The 14,224-nt window shown below is 33.5% G+C and carries 16 protein-coding genes; 2 read left to right on the top strand and 14 right to left on the bottom strand.

Annotated features, from left to right (window positions below; translation table 11 throughout):
- The first annotated feature begins 4 nt into the window (after positions 1 to 4).
- Positions 5 to 2,260 (top strand): transglycosylase domain-containing protein, encoded by a 2,256-nt coding sequence (locus tag V6246_RS11115; RefSeq protein ID WP_341560583.1) that lies wholly within the window; start codon positions 5 to 7, stop codon positions 2,258 to 2,260.
- Between the two features lie 67 nt (positions 2,261 to 2,327).
- Here V6246_RS11115 and V6246_RS11120 read toward each other — a convergent pair whose 3' ends face one another.
- The 12 genes from V6246_RS11120 to V6246_RS11175 form a co-directional block, all read right to left on the bottom strand.
- Positions 2,328 to 3,254: a DUF3078 domain-containing protein gene (locus V6246_RS11120; RefSeq protein ID WP_341560585.1), complete on the bottom strand. Its 927-nt coding sequence runs from the start codon at positions 3,252 to 3,254 to the stop codon at positions 2,328 to 2,330.
- Between the two features lie 128 nt (positions 3,255 to 3,382).
- On the bottom strand, positions 3,383 to 3,889 hold the full coding sequence (locus tag V6246_RS11125) for a DUF2480 family protein (protein ID WP_341560587.1): 507 nt from the start codon (positions 3,887 to 3,889) through the stop codon (positions 3,383 to 3,385).
- Between the two features lie 39 nt (positions 3,890 to 3,928).
- Positions 3,929 to 4,255: a DUF59 domain-containing protein gene (locus tag V6246_RS11130; protein WP_042497739.1), complete on the bottom strand. Its 327-nt coding sequence runs from the start codon at positions 4,253 to 4,255 to the stop codon at positions 3,929 to 3,931.
- A 39-nt stretch (positions 4,256 to 4,294) separates the two neighbouring features.
- Complete coding sequence (locus V6246_RS11135) at positions 4,295 to 4,717, bottom strand: SufE family protein (protein WP_282148751.1); 423 nt, start codon at positions 4,715 to 4,717, stop codon at positions 4,295 to 4,297.
- Between the two features lie 175 nt (positions 4,718 to 4,892).
- Positions 4,893 to 5,285 carry an META domain-containing protein gene (locus V6246_RS11140; protein ID WP_341560590.1) on the bottom strand — a complete coding sequence of 131 codons (393 nt, stop codon included), beginning with the start codon at positions 5,283 to 5,285 and terminating at the stop codon, positions 4,893 to 4,895.
- Positions 5,286 to 5,331: 46 nt separating this feature from the next.
- On the bottom strand, positions 5,332 to 6,546 hold the full coding sequence (locus V6246_RS11145) for an aminotransferase class V-fold PLP-dependent enzyme (protein WP_341560591.1): 1,215 nt from the start codon (positions 6,544 to 6,546) through the stop codon (positions 5,332 to 5,334).
- Between the two features lie 178 nt (positions 6,547 to 6,724).
- The gene (sufD, locus tag V6246_RS11150; RefSeq protein ID WP_341560592.1) at positions 6,725 to 8,038 is read right to left on the bottom strand and encodes a Fe-S cluster assembly protein SufD; all 1,314 of its coding nucleotides are present in this window, start codon (positions 8,036 to 8,038) and stop codon (positions 6,725 to 6,727) included.
- Positions 8,039 to 8,177: 139 nt separating this feature from the next.
- Positions 8,178 to 8,930 carry a Fe-S cluster assembly ATPase SufC gene (sufC, locus tag V6246_RS11155; RefSeq protein ID WP_159018971.1) on the bottom strand — a complete coding sequence of 251 codons (753 nt, stop codon included), beginning with the start codon at positions 8,928 to 8,930 and terminating at the stop codon, positions 8,178 to 8,180.
- A 71-nt stretch (positions 8,931 to 9,001) separates the two neighbouring features.
- Positions 9,002 to 9,385, bottom strand: coding sequence for a hypothetical protein (locus V6246_RS11160; protein WP_341560593.1), 384 nt, complete (start codon positions 9,383 to 9,385; stop codon positions 9,002 to 9,004).
- A gap of 19 nt (positions 9,386 to 9,404) precedes the next feature.
- Positions 9,405 to 10,853 (bottom strand): Fe-S cluster assembly protein SufB, encoded by a 1,449-nt coding sequence (gene sufB / locus V6246_RS11165; protein WP_341560594.1) that lies wholly within the window; start codon positions 10,851 to 10,853, stop codon positions 9,405 to 9,407.
- 18 nt (positions 10,854 to 10,871) lie between these two features.
- The gene (locus V6246_RS11170; RefSeq protein WP_074937377.1) at positions 10,872 to 11,201 is read right to left on the bottom strand and encodes a HesB/IscA family protein; all 330 of its coding nucleotides are present in this window, start codon (positions 11,199 to 11,201) and stop codon (positions 10,872 to 10,874) included.
- 240 nt (positions 11,202 to 11,441) lie between these two features.
- Entirely contained in the window at positions 11,442 to 11,648 is a 207-nt protein-coding gene (locus tag V6246_RS11175) for a hypothetical protein (protein ID WP_341560595.1), read from the bottom strand.
- 309 nt (positions 11,649 to 11,957) lie between these two features.
- Between V6246_RS11175 and thiL the strand changes: the two genes are divergently transcribed.
- The gene (gene thiL, locus V6246_RS11180; protein ID WP_341560596.1) at positions 11,958 to 13,001 is read left to right on the top strand and encodes a thiamine-phosphate kinase; all 1,044 of its coding nucleotides are present in this window, start codon (positions 11,958 to 11,960) and stop codon (positions 12,999 to 13,001) included.
- Positions 13,002 to 13,117: 116 nt separating this feature from the next.
- Here thiL and V6246_RS11185 read toward each other — a convergent pair whose 3' ends face one another.
- Both V6246_RS11185 and V6246_RS11190 read right to left on the bottom strand, forming a co-directional pair.
- Entirely contained in the window at positions 13,118 to 13,384 is a 267-nt protein-coding gene (locus tag V6246_RS11185) for a hypothetical protein (protein WP_341560597.1), read from the bottom strand.
- 58 nt (positions 13,385 to 13,442) lie between these two features.
- Positions 13,443 to 14,222: an alpha/beta fold hydrolase gene (locus V6246_RS11190; protein ID WP_341560598.1), complete on the bottom strand. Its 780-nt coding sequence runs from the start codon at positions 14,220 to 14,222 to the stop codon at positions 13,443 to 13,445.
- Positions 14,223 to 14,224: the final 2 nt, after the last annotated feature.

The following is a 14,224-nucleotide window of genomic DNA, read 5'->3' on the forward strand; positions in this document are numbered from 1 at the left end:
ACATATGGCATTACTTAAAAGTTTATTTAGAAATAAATGGGTGAAACTAGCTCTTGTTGGTTTCATTTCCATTTTAGTATTTTTTATAGGCCTCTACATCAGTATTTATTTAGGGGCTTTTGGTAAAGTGCCAACATCTGCAGAATTAAGTTTTATTAAGCAGGAAGAAGCTACTCAGGTTTTAGATCAAGAAGGGAAACTTATTGGTAAATATTATGTTTATGATAGGCAACCGCTGCATTTTGAAGATTTACCGAAACATCTTATTGATGCCTTAGTTAATACCGAAGATGTTCGTTTTTTTGAACACGACGGTATTGATAACGTGAGTTTAATGCGGGTTTTTGTAAAAAGCATTTTACTTCAAGATAAATCTGCTGGAGGCGGAAGTACCATAACTTTGCAGTTAGCAAAAAATCTATATGGTAGAAATAATTATCGATTTTTTAGTATGGTGATTAATAAGTTTCGAGAATCTATTATAGCGAAACGTATTGAAACTATTTACTCTAAACATGAGATTCTTACCATGTATTTCAATACGGTGCCTTTTCCTGATAATACTTATGGTATTGAAAGTGCCGCACGTAAATTTTTTAATAAACCAGCGTTTGAACTTTCTATAGATGAAGCTGCTGCTTTGGTCGGTTCTTTAAAAGCTAATAATTATTACAATCCAAGATTACATCCAGAACGAAGTGTAGATAGACGTAATGTTGTACTTAATCAAATGGTTAAATACGGAAATATGCCTCAAGATACTGCTGCGTTTTATGCCGATAAACCTTTGGGATTAGATTATAAATCGTTTAATCATGATGTAGGTGTTGCGCCTTATTTTAGAGCGCAGGTTAAAAAAGAATTGGCGGTTATTTTAGATAGTTTAAAAAAGCCCAATGGAGAATCTTACGATTTATATCGCGACGGACTTATAGTACACACCACTTTGGATATGGGTATGCAAAAAATGGCAGAAGAAGCCATGAAAGAGCACCTTACAGCGTTACAAAGTAGTTTTGAGCGTTCTTACGGAAATGTAGCGCCATGGCAAAAGAATAAGCAATTAATAGATGCAGCTTTAAAAAGAACACCGCAATATAAACTGTATAAAGAAGCTGGTTTAACTGAAGCTCAAATTAGAGACTCACTCTCTATTAAGCAGGATACTGAATTGTTTCAGTGGGAAGGAGATACTATTAAAAAAGCAAGTGTTATCGATAGTTTACAGCATTATTTAAAGTTTTTAAATACAGGTATGTTAAGTGTTGAGCCAAAAACAGGAGCGATAAGAAGTTATATTGGAGGTATTGATTATCGTTATTTTAAATACGATCATGTGTCGCAGAGTGAACGCCAAGTAGGCTCTACGTTTAAGCCTTTTGTTTACACAGCTGCTATCGAGAATGGAATGAAACCTTGTACTTATTTTTCTTTAGCTGAGGTTACTTATAGTAATTTTAATAATTGGACGCCTTCAAATTCTGGGGGTGAAAATGAAGATCCCTACATTAACTATAATCTTGAAATGGCATTGAGTAATTCTGTTAATACCATTGCTGTAAAGGTTTTAAATGAAGTTGGAATTCCGAAGGTATTAGAGCAGGCAAAACGAATAGGTATTAAAAAAGAGTTACCCAATTTACCTTCTATAGCACTTGGTGTTGCGGAAATTAACTTAAAGGAACTTACGGGAGCTTATGCTAGTTATGTAAACGATAGCAAACCGGTAACGCCTTACGCTATTACTAAAGTTACAGATAGAAACGGTAGAATTATAGCAGAGTTTAAGCCAGAAGAAGCAGAGCCTGCTTTTAAAGATTACACAAGGCGGGTTATGTTAGAAATAATGCAATCTACAGTTAATAAAGGTACAGCGTCTCGATTAAGATCTACTTATGGATTAAATAATGATATTGCTGGAAAAACCGGAACAACACAAGATAATAAAGATGGTTGGTTTGTCGGTATTACTCCAAAATTAGTAACGGTAACTTGGGTTGGAAATGATAACCAGGCCATTGGTTTTAGAACAACAGGACTAGGGCAAGGCGCAAATTCCGCACTTCCTATATTTGCGAAGTTTTACTCTAAACTGAATAAAGATTCTAAGTATAATGGCATAACAAAGAGTCATTTTGAAACACCTTCCGGTCAGGTGGTTTCCGATCTCGATTGTAATGAAGAAAAACGAGATGGGTTCTTAAAAAGAATTTTCAGTAGTAAAAAAAAGCAACGAAAATTTAAAGGCAATAAAAAATAGTTGAAACAAAAAAAACGCACATCAATCGATGTGCGTTTTTTGTTTCTTCCGTTAAGGAAAAAGTTATTTAGAATTTATAACTTAAACCAACAGTATAATATGTTTGTAATTTGTTATCTACAGAATCAAAAGTTTCAGTAGTGTTACCTAACGTTGCAATAGAGTAGTTAAGAGCTTCTTGTTTGTTGCTTCTTAAACCAAAATCGAAACCAACACCAATCATTTTCCATAGTGTGTAGCTAAAAGAGTTTGTCCAAGTAATGTTAGAAAAATCTCCAGATTTATAACTTTGGAAAGTAGATAAATTAGTTTTAAAGTTTATTGCACCAATTTGTCTTGTATAATCTGCAACTATTTTAGCGCCTAAAGATGATTCGAAAACTGAGTCACCATCAGCAAATACAAAGTTGTAGTTTAATGGGTGGATCACCACAATTAAGTTTTCAATAGGTGTCCATGTAGCACCAACACCAAGATCTAAATATCCAGGATCGTTAAAGTTATCTAAAATAGTTGTTCTGTATTCAACTAAACCAGAAGCAGCTAATGTTTTAGTAATATTTCTACCGTATAAAGAAGAAATGTTAAAAACATCAGTTGTTGGGTTAAAGTTATCATCATCAAGATTAGTATCTTTATTATCTAATTTTACCCAGTTTAAATTTGTGTTTAATGAGTTTCTCCAGAAAAACTTGTCTTCAATTAAGTTAGCGTAAGCATTTAGAGTGAAACCTATAGTTCCAGAAGAATTGTTTGGCGTACCTTGAGAGTACCAGTTGCTAAAGTTAGATAAGTTACCACCAATAGTACCAAATGCACCTTTTCTCCAACCTGGAAGTGCATCAATTTGAGCTTGTAAAGCATTTGCTTCACCTTGAGCAGCATCTGCAATAGCTTGTTTTTCTGCTTTTTGAGCGTGTAATTCTTCTTTAGTCTGTGCATTTACCGAAAACATTCCGATAGATAGTGCAAGTAATAATAACGTTTTTTTCATTTTTTAGTCTGTTTTAATTTGCGTGCAAATATAAGTTAATTTTAAACTTTGTTTATAAGGAGGCTATACAAAATGCATCCAGTTAATTAGACGCAGTTTTTGTGTTGAAGTCACAATAAATTTGGGAATTATTTCTTTTTATAAAGCGGTACCGAAGAGCAAGCTTCGCCGTACATAATAGATTTTGCAAAAGGTTGCAATTTGTTGGCCAACATAATATAGGCATTTTGTGGCACTGGTTTTTTAGAGCAGCCTTTTATAATAATAGGTTTGTCTTCAAATTCACTAACATCAAGTGCGTTAATAACATCTTGATAGATAGCTGTTTCTAGATTGTCGAGGTTACCAATAATGGTTTTTTTAGCATAAGGCTCTAAGTGAATACTTAAAAGCATGTAGGCCCAGCCTGGTACAATTGCATCTGTACTGCATGTTAAGGCTATATATGCACCTTGGTATTGTTCCCAATTAAATTCTAATGCCTGAGCTCTAAAATCTTTTTCACGCAAAACAAAGCCCTTAAAAAGCCAATCTTTGATATCAAAAAGAACACGGTTGCCCTGAGGATAATAATCTTCAAGATTAACCGTGATTAATTTACTATTCGCAACGCGATTAATTATTTCGTCTGCCATAATTATTTTAGAAAATGTAGTAGAAACTTAATACTAATTTTAAAGCATTCCAAGTTCTAATTTCGCTTCTTCGCTCATTAAATCTTGTGTCCATGGTGGATCGAAAGTAATTTCAACTTCGGCACCCTTTACTTCGTTTAAAGATTTTACTTTTTCTTCAACCTCTAAAGGCAACGTTTCTGCTACTGGGCAGTTTGGCGTTGTTAGGGTCATTAATATTTTTACGTCGTAATCTTCATTTACAAACACATCGTAAATTAAACCAAGCTCGTAAATATCAACAGGTATTTCTGGATCGTAAATAGTTTTTAATACGTTAACTATTTTTTCGCCTAATTCGGCTGTATCTATGGTTGTTTCGCTCATTTTTTAATTTTTTTTATTTCCGTGAAAACGGAAATCTTATTATTTTATTTGCGTTTGATAAGCAATGGCATACAATTTTAATTGCTTTATCATGCTTACTAAACCATTGGCTCTGGTTGGAGACAAATGTTCTTTTAATCCAATTTTATCAATAAAATCGGTGTTGGCATCAATAATATCTTTTGGATGCTGGTCGTTAAAAACACGAATTAAAATAGCAATAATACCTTTAGTAATAATAGCATCACTATCTGCGGTAAATTCTATTTTATCGTTGTTTAATTCGGCATGTACCCAAACTTTACTTTGGCAACCTTTAATAATGTTGCTTTCAGTTTTATATTGATCGTTAATTATAGGTAAATCTTTACCTAAATCAATCATGTATTGGTAACGTTCTTCCCAATCTTCAAACATTGAGAATTCGTCAATTATTTCGTTTTGAATAGCTTCAATAGTCACAATAACAAATTTTTATACAAAAATACAATAATAGAAGTTGCTTTTCAATGTTTTCCCAAAAGATAGGTTGTTCTTTCTGTGTTGATTTTTTTTTCTTCGGAAGAATAACAACACGGTCTAGAGTGGTGCAAAGGGCTTTCAGGTTTTTATTACTGAAAAGAAAACTTAAGTTGAATTATTTTTTTGCTTTTAGTAAAATAGCGTCGTCTGCTTTTAAGTTCAATGTATCATTTTCAAATGAAAACGTATTAACTTTAGAAAGCATCTGTAGCATTTCGGTTTCAATTTTATTAGCATCTTCAGCACACATTTTTCTAGTAGATCCCATTTGGCCAAATTGTAAAACACCATCTGTTACGGTAAAGCTGCCAAAGAAATTATTACATCCTGAAAAACCTGATATTTTTTTGGCTTCGGCATCAAAAGTGATGGTTAGGTTTTCTGGCAATTCTGAGTTTTGATCTAGCGATACAATATGAAATTCACCAGATAATTTTTCAACATTAGGTTTGTTTCCGCATGATGTTGTAACAAGCATCGCGAAAAGTAAAGCACTTAATATTTTCATGTTTTATTTTTTATAATTTGGTTTTCAAAAATGAAGCCAAACTAATTTAAGACAGCATCATTTTTGCTTTTTTTACACCTTCAACTAAAACATCAATTTCTTCTTTTGTATTATAAAAAGCAAACGATGCACGAATGGTTCCTGGAATACAGTAAAAATCCATAATAGGTTGTGCACAGTGGTGCCCAGTTCTTACAGCAATACCTAATTTATCTAGAATAGTACCTACATCATACGGGTGAATACCTTCTAAATTAAAAGAGATTACCGATGTTTTATGTTTAGCGGTACCGTAAAATTTTAAATCTTCTATTGTTGATAATTGTTCGGTGGCATAGGCTAGTAATTCGTTTTCGTAGCTTGCAATATTATCGAAACCAATGTTATTCATGTAATCTAAAGCAGCTCCAAAGGCAATACCTCCGCAAATGTTAGGTGTTCCTGCTTCAAATTTATGTGGTAAGTCGGCATAAGTTGTTTTTTCAAACGTAACTTCTGCAATCATTTCACCACCACCTTGATAAGGAGGTAGTTTTCTCAACCATTCTTCTTTACCATAAAGCATGCCAACACCTGTTGGGCCGCAAACTTTGTGAGCAGATGCAACATAAAAATCGACATCTAAAGCTTGCACGTCGGGTTTTATATGCGGGCAAGATTGAGCGCCATCTATTAAAACAGCCGCTCCAACAGCGTGTGCTTTTTCAATAATATATTCAATAGGGTTAATAGTACCTAATGCATTTGAGATGTGGTTTACAAAAACTAGTTTTGTTTTATCTGAAAGTAAATTGTCATAAGCTTCTATAATAAGTTCACCTTCCAAATTCATTGGAATCACTTTTAAAACAGCACCTGTGCGTTCGCAAAGCATTTGCCATGGCACAATATTACTGTGGTGCTCTAAGGCAGAAACAATAATTTGGTCTCCTTTTTTAAGAAGTGCAGAAAAACCATTTGCCACTAAGTTTATACTATGGGTTGTACCCGAAGTGAAAATGATTTCATGGGCGTGCTTCGCATTAAAATGCGTTTGTATAGTTTGGCGCGCTATTTCGTATTTATCTGTCGCTTCTTGACTTAATGTATGCACACCTCTGTGGATGTTTGCATTGTAGTTGCTGTAATAATCTACAATAACATCTATAACGGCTTGTGGCGTTTGCGATGTTGCTGCATTATCAAAATACACTAAGGGTTTATTGTTTACTTGTCGAGATAGAATAGGGAAGTCGGCTCTTATTTTGGATACGTCAAGCATGTTTTTTTCGTTTGAATACAAAAGGTTTTTATTGTGCCTTCTGTAAAGGGTTTATTATTTTTTTTCTTGAAATCGAACTCTATAACTAGGTTACGAGTTTGATTTAAACAAAAAAGTAACATTACAAAAGACGAACTTTTCTAATATTACTTTTAAATTATAAGGGTTAAAATGTAGACTATAAATCGAATCCGATGTTTACACCCAATTTGTTTGCAATAATTTTAGTAATACGTTGTTTCATTTCAGGGATTTTAACCGAACTTAAAACGTTGTTGCTAAAGGCATACATTAAAAGTGCTTTAGCTTCTTTTTCTGGTATACCACGAGATTGCATGTAGAACATAGCACTTTCGTCTAATTGTCCAATAGTACAACCGTGAGAACATTTTACATCATCTGCAAATATTTCTAATTGTGGTTTACTGTTTATCGTTGCCTTATCACTTACTAATATATTATTGTTAGATTGAAATGCGTTTGTTTTTTGCGCTTCTTTATCTACAATAATTTTACCATTAAAAACACCTGTTGAGCTGTCTCCAAAAATACCTTTATAATCTTGGTGACTTTCACAGTTTGGTTCTATATGGTGAACTAGAGTATTGTGATCTACGTGTTGTTTTTCTCCAATAATAGTAACACCTTTTAATATAGAATCAATACGTTCTCCGTTTTGATAAAAGTTAAGGTTATTACGTATTAGTTTACCTCCAAAAGAAAATGTGTGTACAGATGCTACGCTTTCTCTTTTTTGTTTGATAAATGTATTATCAATAAGTGATGCGTTAGAATTATCATTCTGAATTTTATAATAATCTACAATAGCACGCTTGTTAGCAAAAATTTCGGTAACACTATTTGTAAGTACAGGGTTATCGGTTAAACTTTGGTGACGCTCAATAATTTGAACGTGACTGTTCTCGTCCACAACAATTAAATTACGTGGTTGAGATAAAGTTGCCGCTTCATGTCCTGTAGAGAAATGTATAATTTGAATTGGTTTTGAAACCAATTTATTCTTTGGGATATGGATATAAGCGCCTTCTTGCGAAAATGCTGTATTTAAAGATGGTAAACTATCTTTAGTAGCCGCTTTGTTAAAGTAATTTTCTATAACTAAACGATATTTTGGCTTAGTTAAAGCTGCAGACATTAAACACACATCTATACCATCGTGAGTCGTTTCAGATAGGTGAGACGAATATTTTCCATCTATAAAAATCACCTTATAAGAATCGATATCGTGAATAAAGTATTTTTTTACATCTTTATACTCGATTGTATTTTCGTGTTTAGGAAAAACACTATAATCTTCTTTTAAAATTCTATTTAAAGAGGTGTATTTCCAAGCTTCTTCCTTTTTAGAAGGAAAGCCTTTTTCTTCAAATGTTTTTATAGCTTCGTTTCTAATATCATGTATTTGAGTGTCAACATCTACGTTGTTCTCAAATGCTAAAAAAGATGATACTAATTTTTCTTTTAAATCCATTGTTTTCAGTTTTCAGTCGCAGTCTTAGTTTTCAGCAAAAGAAAATCTAAGGGGGTAAACTGTTTACTATATTTTATAATCTTGAGTAATCAGTTTTGAGTAGGCAACTGCATACTGTTACTGAATACTGAGACTGTTTTTAAGCGTTCACTTCTTCTTTAATCCAATCGTATCCTTTTTCTTCAAGCTCGTGAGCAAGTTCTTTTCCACCCGATTTTACAATTTTACCATTGTATAAAACGTGTACAAAATCTGGAACGATGTAATCTAAAAGACGTTGGTAGTGTGTAATTACAACTACAGCGTTGTCTTTGCTTTTAAGTTTGTTAACACCATTTGCAACAATACGTAATGCATCGATATCTAAACCAGAATCGGTTTCATCTAGTATTGCTAATTTTGGCTCTAACATGGCCATTTGGAAAATTTCGTTACGTTTTTTCTCACCACCAGAAAAACCTTCGTTTAACGAGCGAGATAAAAATTTACGATCCATTTCTAATAAATCGGCCTTTTCACGAATAAGTTTAAGCATGTCTTTTGCAGGCATATCTCCTAAACCTTTTGCTTTACGCGATTCGTTAATAGCTGTTTTTATAAAGTTTGTTACCGATACTCCAGGGATTTCAACTGGGTATTGAAACGATAAAAACACACCTTTATGTGCGCGCTCTTCGGCTGCTAATTCTTCAATATCTTCACCTTCAAAAATGATGTTACCATCTGTAACTTCATATTCATCTTTTCCAGCGATAACTGAAGCTAGTGTACTTTTACCTGAACCATTTGGGCCCATAATAGCGTGAACTTCTCCTGCTTTCACTTCTAGGTTAATACCTTTTAGAATGCCTTTATCTTCTACGCTTGCGTGTAAATTATTTATTTTTAACATACTTTATATTTTAAATCCTGTTTGATAAGAGTGTTCTTTTCAAATTAGAATTCGGTGTTTAATTTTATTATTTAACTGCCAAGTTTTACAAGGCCTTCGTTTTCGTTATGTGCTGGTTTTACGCTAATAATCTTAACAACGTCCACTTTGTTTTCCCAAAGAATTTTTTTGTCTTGTTCTTGCGTTACTTTACCTCTTATTTCAACAGTCACCATATCGGTTTTGTTTTTTTTAAAGGCTTCAGCTTGTTTATTTAGTTCTTCTAGTTTGTCGGTAATAAATACACCGTAAATTTCTGTGCTTGTTTGCAAAACAGCTGCACCATCATAATAAACAAATTCACCTTTTAATAGTGTTAAATCATCATCTTGATATATGGTTTCAGTCGATTTGCTGTCGTTTTTACAACTCACAAATAGTGAAATACAAAGAACTAAAATGCCTAATTTTTTCATTTATATCGATTTATAGATGTTATCCTACAGAACCTTCTAAACTAATTTCTAATAATTTTTGAGCTTCAACAGCAAACTCCATTGGTAGCTTATTTAACACCTCTTTACTAAAACCGTTTACAATTAATGCAATGGCTTTTTCGGTATCGATACCACGTTGGTTACAGTAGAAAATTTGATCTTCACCAATTTTACTAGTTGTAGCTTCGTGTTCTACTTTGGCTGTTTTATTTTTAGCTTCAATATACGGGAAGGTGTGTGCTCCACATTCATTACCCATTAGTAAACTATCACATTGCGAAAAGTTACGTGCATTATCAGCTCTAGAGCCAATTTGTACTAAACCACGGTAACTGTTTTGCGATTTACCTGCCGATATTCCTTTAGAAATAATGGTAGATTTTGTGTTTTTACCAATATGAATCATCTTCGTACCTGTATCGGCTTGTTGATAATTATTGGTCACTGCGATAGAGTAAAACTCACCTACAGAATTATCTCCTTTTAATATACAAGAAGGATATTTCCATGTTACAGCCGAACCAGTTTCAACTTGTGTCCAAGAAATTTTTGCGTTTTTCTCGCATAAACCTCTTTTAGTTACAAAGTTGTAAACACCACCTTTTCCTTCTGCATTACCAGGGAACCAGTTTTGTACGGTTGAGTATTTTATTTCAGCATCGTCTAAAGCAATAAGCTCTACAACGGCTGCGTGTAATTGATTTTCATCACGACTAGGTGCAGTACAACCTTCTAGGTAACTTACATAACTACCTTCGTCGGCAATTACTAAAGTTCTTTCAAATTGTCCTGTTCCTGCTTGGTTAATTCTAAAGTATGTAGATAATTCCATTGGACATCTAACTCCTTTTGGAATATAGCAGAAAGAGCCATCACTAAAAACAGCAGAGTTTAAAGCTGCATAAAAATTGTCTTTAGTTGGAACAACGGTTCCTAAATATTTTTTTACAAGTTCTGGATGCTCTTTGATAGCCTCAGAAATACTCATAAAAATAATTCCTTTTTCTCCTAATGTTTTCTTGAAAGTTGTAGCAACCGAAACGGAATCTACAACAATATCCATAGCAACATTGTTCATCTTTTTCTGTTCATCAACAGAAATCCCTAATTTCTTGTACATAGCAAGTAAATCAGGATCTACATCATCTAACGTTTTGTTAGGGTCTACAGAAGTTGGAGCCGAATAATAGGCTATAGCCTGAAAATCTGGTTTTGTATATCTAACATTTGCCCATTCTGGCTCTGCCATTTGTTTCCAAACTTCAAATGCTTCTAATCTCCAATCGGTCATCCATTGTGGCTCATCTTTCTTTTTAGAAATAGCGCGCACAATATCTTCATTTAAACCAATAGGGAACGTTTCAGATTCTATATCGGTGAAAAATCCGTATTCGTATTCTTTGGTTTTTAGCTCTTCGCGTAAATCATCCTCGGTATACTTCGACATAATTCTTTTCTTATTTTTTTATAATGAAAACGATTCGCCACAACCGCAAGTACGGTTTGCGTTAGGGTTATTAAAAACGAAGCCTGTGCCGTTTAATCCTCCTGAATATTCAAGGGTAGTGCCTATTAAATACAAGAAACTCTTTTTGTCAACAATGATTTTTACACCATTATCGATAAAAACTTTATCGTCTTCTTGATTTTCTTTATCAAACTTTAAATCGTAGGATAAGCCAGAACAACCACCACTTTTTACCCCAACACGAACAAAATCTTCGGTAGGGTTATAGCCATCGTCTGTCATTAGTTCGATAACTTTCTTTTTAGCTGTTTCAGAAACTTTTATCATATTTTTTGAATTTAGATTTGCTCTAAATAGAGTACAAATATACAATATAAGTCATGGATTTCCATAGAACCTAACATTATATTAGCATATAGCTTGATAGGTTTTTTTTATGAACTAGCTTTTGGTTACATATTGTCCTGATTTTTAAATGAATTTATTGCAAAATTGATGTGAAATTCATTCGTTTTTTTGAAATATGGAAGTCTAATTTAGTATGAAGAAAAATGAAAATTTTACAGATTAACTTGGTCTTAAAATTTTTATAATCTCATCTAAATTGGTGTAATTCATTTTTGCTTTTACAATATCTCCATTGGTGTTGTAATTAAATTGAGAACCGCAAGATTTGCATATAAGTTGAGACATCTCGAAACTTGTACGTTCAATAAGAAAATAGTTATGGCCAAAAGAGGCGCAAAACATATTTAGAGGTAAATTATGTTCCATAAGTTGATAGTATTTGGGATTACAAATTTAAGCAAATTGACGAAATTGTCGATGAAATATTATTATTAATCGATGAAATGCATATTTATTTAGCTCGTTAAAGAGAAAAAATCGGTGGAAGGTAAATTTGGCGTAGTTTTAATTTGAAGAAATCAATTGGGCTTGAGCGTTTTGCTCTAATTGAGTTGATTAGTTTTGGTAACTATAGAATGTTTATTTTAAAAGTGGTTCTATCATTAATATGTATAATTCTAAAGGTTTGCTCTCGTTTTTCTATTAAAAACGAAATTAGCTTCTTATTTTTGCAGCATGATAGAAGATAAAAATCAACAACGTACACCATTAAGTACTTTAGGTGAATTTGCACTTATTGAGCATTTAACTAAAAATTTCGAAATTTCGCATAGCTCTACCGTAAAAGGGATTGGGGACGATGCTGCTGTTTTAAATTTTGATGATAAAAACATAGTCGTGACTACCGATTTATTGGTGGAAAATGTGCATTTCGATTTAAGCTATATGCCTTTAAAGCATTTAGGTTATAAAGCTGTTGTTGTTAATCTATCTGATGTTTACGCCATGAATGCAGAGGTCACTCAAATTACAGTGTCGATAGCCGTTTCTAATCGTTTTCCTTTAGAAGCTGTTGAAGAGCTGTATGCTGGTATTGAAACTGCTGCAAAAATTTATAATATTGATGTAGTTGGTGGAGATACTACATCATCTACAACCGGTTTATTAATTTCTGTAACTGCTATAGGGCAAGTTGCTAAAGGTGAAGAGGTTTATAGAAATACATCAAAACCAGGTGATTTGTTAGTGGTTACTGGAGATTTAGGTGCTGCTTACATGGGCTTGCAAGTTCTTGAAAGAGAAAAGGAAGTGTATAAAGTGAATCCAAACAGTCAGCCAGATTTAGAGGCCTATACTTATATTATTGAGCGCCAGTTAAAACCTGAAGCTAGAAAAGATGTTGCTAAATTACTTAAAGATTTAGATGTAAAACCTACAGCTATGGTTGATGTTAGCGATGGTTTATCTTCAGAAATTTTACATATATGTAAGAGTAGTAAGGTTGGTTGCGATTTATATGAAGAAAAAATTCCGCTAGATCCTACTGTAATTACAGTTTGTGAGGAGTTTGATATTGATAGTACAACCGTTGCTTTAAACGGTGGTGAAGATTATGAATTGCTATTTACAATTTCGCAAGACGATTTTACTAAAATTAAAGCAAATCCACACTTAAGTATTATTGGGCACATGAAGGATGAGAATGAAGGCGTACATTTAGTAACGCGCTCAAACACTCGAATTCCTTTAATAGCTCAAGGTTGGAAAAACTTCGATTAATTATTTTTTATAGAGTAGTCTAAAACAATGCGTTTAATTAATTGAAGCACTTCTTTGCGGTGCGGACGCATTAATGTTGAAGGAAGTTTGTAGTAGAACATAATTTTTTGGGGAATTTATAGGTTTTCAATAAGTATTTCACTGTTGCTATTGCGGTTTTTTCTGCTAGTGTGTATGCGTTCCAAAATGTTGTTTATTTCTTTAAACTTTGGAGTTAGCTCTATTAGAGCGCCGTTGCTACTCGTGGTTAATTGCTTTTTACAATGTGAGCACGTGTATTCACTTACGTGGTAGGTTACTTTTTTGGATACCTTAAAATTGTGGCCAAAAACGCCGCAGTACATTTTAGGTAAAAGGGCTGGTTTGTAGGGTGTGTTATTCATTTGGGTTGATTTTTACTTTGTGAATATAGTAAAAATAATAAATAAACACGACGAAAAGCTATATTTTTTCGATGAAATGCATTAAATTTAACAGAAGTTCGTCTTTATTCTCGATGTGCGACATGTGTCCGTCCGGAAGTGTAACTAATTTAACCTCTGTGTTTTGTGTTTGTTCTACAAGGTTATCGTAATATAAAACAGGGTCTTTTTTCCCTGCTACTAACATTTTTTTAAATGGTGTAAAGTGAAGAAGCGCTTCACGGTCGTTCCTGATTTTCATGCCTTCTAGAGCTGCTACAATACCCTGAAGGGGAGTTTCTTGAGCGTCTTTTCTAATTTTTTTTATTTTATCAGCATATAAGGTTCTGTTCTTTGGTCTAAACAAATTTACAATAGCCATCCTTATAAAACTTTTGTGATTTTGCTTAACAGCTAAAATGGCGCGATCTCTATTTAGCTGTTTTTCAGGTGTGTCGGCACTAGCAGTAGAATTCATTAAGCACAAGCCTTTTAATGCGTCTGGATTTTCTTCCGCGAAAGCGAGCGCTACATAGCCGCCCATAGAATGACCAATAAATGTAGACCGTCGGATTTTTAGATGTTTTAAAACAGCACTAACAGCATCGGCCATAAGCTCCATGCTGTGCACATAGCCTAAACAGTCTGTTTTTCCGTGTCCTAAGAGGTCAATGCAAATAACTCTATTTTTTTTTGATAGCGTGGGCGTGAGGTCGTTCCACATAGATGTGTTTTCCAAAAAACCGTGAAGTAAAACTACTGCGCTGCCTTTACCTTGGTCGGTATAGAATATGTTAATGCCTTTATGTTGTAATATCATGA

The sequence above is a fragment of the Algibacter sp. TI.3.09 genome, assembly GCF_038154905.1.
GTDB lineage: Bacteria > Bacteroidota > Bacteroidia > Flavobacteriales > Flavobacteriaceae > Algibacter.

What these genes read in the sequence shown, in the direction of transcription:
- V6246_RS11120 (WP_341560585.1), bottom strand. Translation starts at nt 3,254, where the DNA reads ATGAAAAAAACGTTATTATTACTTGCACTATCTATCGGAATGTTTTCG.
- V6246_RS11140 (WP_341560590.1), bottom strand. Translation starts at nt 5,285, where the DNA reads ATGAAAATATTAAGTGCTTTACTTTTCGCGATGCTTGTTACAACATCA.
- V6246_RS11190 (WP_341560598.1), bottom strand. Translation starts at nt 14,222, where the DNA reads ATGATATTACAACATAAAGGCATTAACATATTCTATACCGACCAAGGT.
- V6246_RS11145 (WP_341560591.1), bottom strand. Translation starts at nt 6,546, where the DNA reads ATGCTTGACGTATCCAAAATAAGAGCCGACTTCCCTATTCTATCTCGA.
- thiL (WP_341560596.1), top strand. Translation starts at nt 11,958, where the DNA reads ATGATAGAAGATAAAAATCAACAACGTACACCATTAAGTACTTTAGGT.
- V6246_RS11160 (WP_341560593.1), bottom strand. Translation starts at nt 9,385, where the DNA reads ATGAAAAAATTAGGCATTTTAGTTCTTTGTATTTCACTATTTGTGAGT.
- V6246_RS11185 (WP_341560597.1), bottom strand. Translation starts at nt 13,384, where the DNA reads ATGAATAACACACCCTACAAACCAGCCCTTTTACCTAAAATGTACTGC.
- V6246_RS11175 (WP_341560595.1), bottom strand. Translation starts at nt 11,648, where the DNA reads ATGGAACATAATTTACCTCTAAATATGTTTTGCGCCTCTTTTGGCCAT.
- sufC (WP_159018971.1), bottom strand. Translation starts at nt 8,930, where the DNA reads ATGTTAAAAATAAATAATTTACACGCAAGCGTAGAAGATAAAGGCATT.
- sufD (WP_341560592.1), bottom strand. Translation starts at nt 8,038, where the DNA reads ATGGATTTAAAAGAAAAATTAGTATCATCTTTTTTAGCATTTGAGAAC.
- V6246_RS11125 (WP_341560587.1), bottom strand. Translation starts at nt 3,889, where the DNA reads ATGGCAGACGAAATAATTAATCGCGTTGCGAATAGTAAATTAATCACG.
- V6246_RS11170 (WP_074937377.1), bottom strand. Translation starts at nt 11,201, where the DNA reads ATGATAAAAGTTTCTGAAACAGCTAAAAAGAAAGTTATCGAACTAATG.
- V6246_RS11130 (WP_042497739.1), bottom strand. Translation starts at nt 4,255, where the DNA reads ATGAGCGAAACAACCATAGATACAGCCGAATTAGGCGAAAAAATAGTT.
- V6246_RS11115 (WP_341560583.1), top strand. Translation starts at nt 5, where the DNA reads ATGGCATTACTTAAAAGTTTATTTAGAAATAAATGGGTGAAACTAGCT.
- sufB (WP_341560594.1), bottom strand. Translation starts at nt 10,853, where the DNA reads ATGTCGAAGTATACCGAGGATGATTTACGCGAAGAGCTAAAAACCAAA.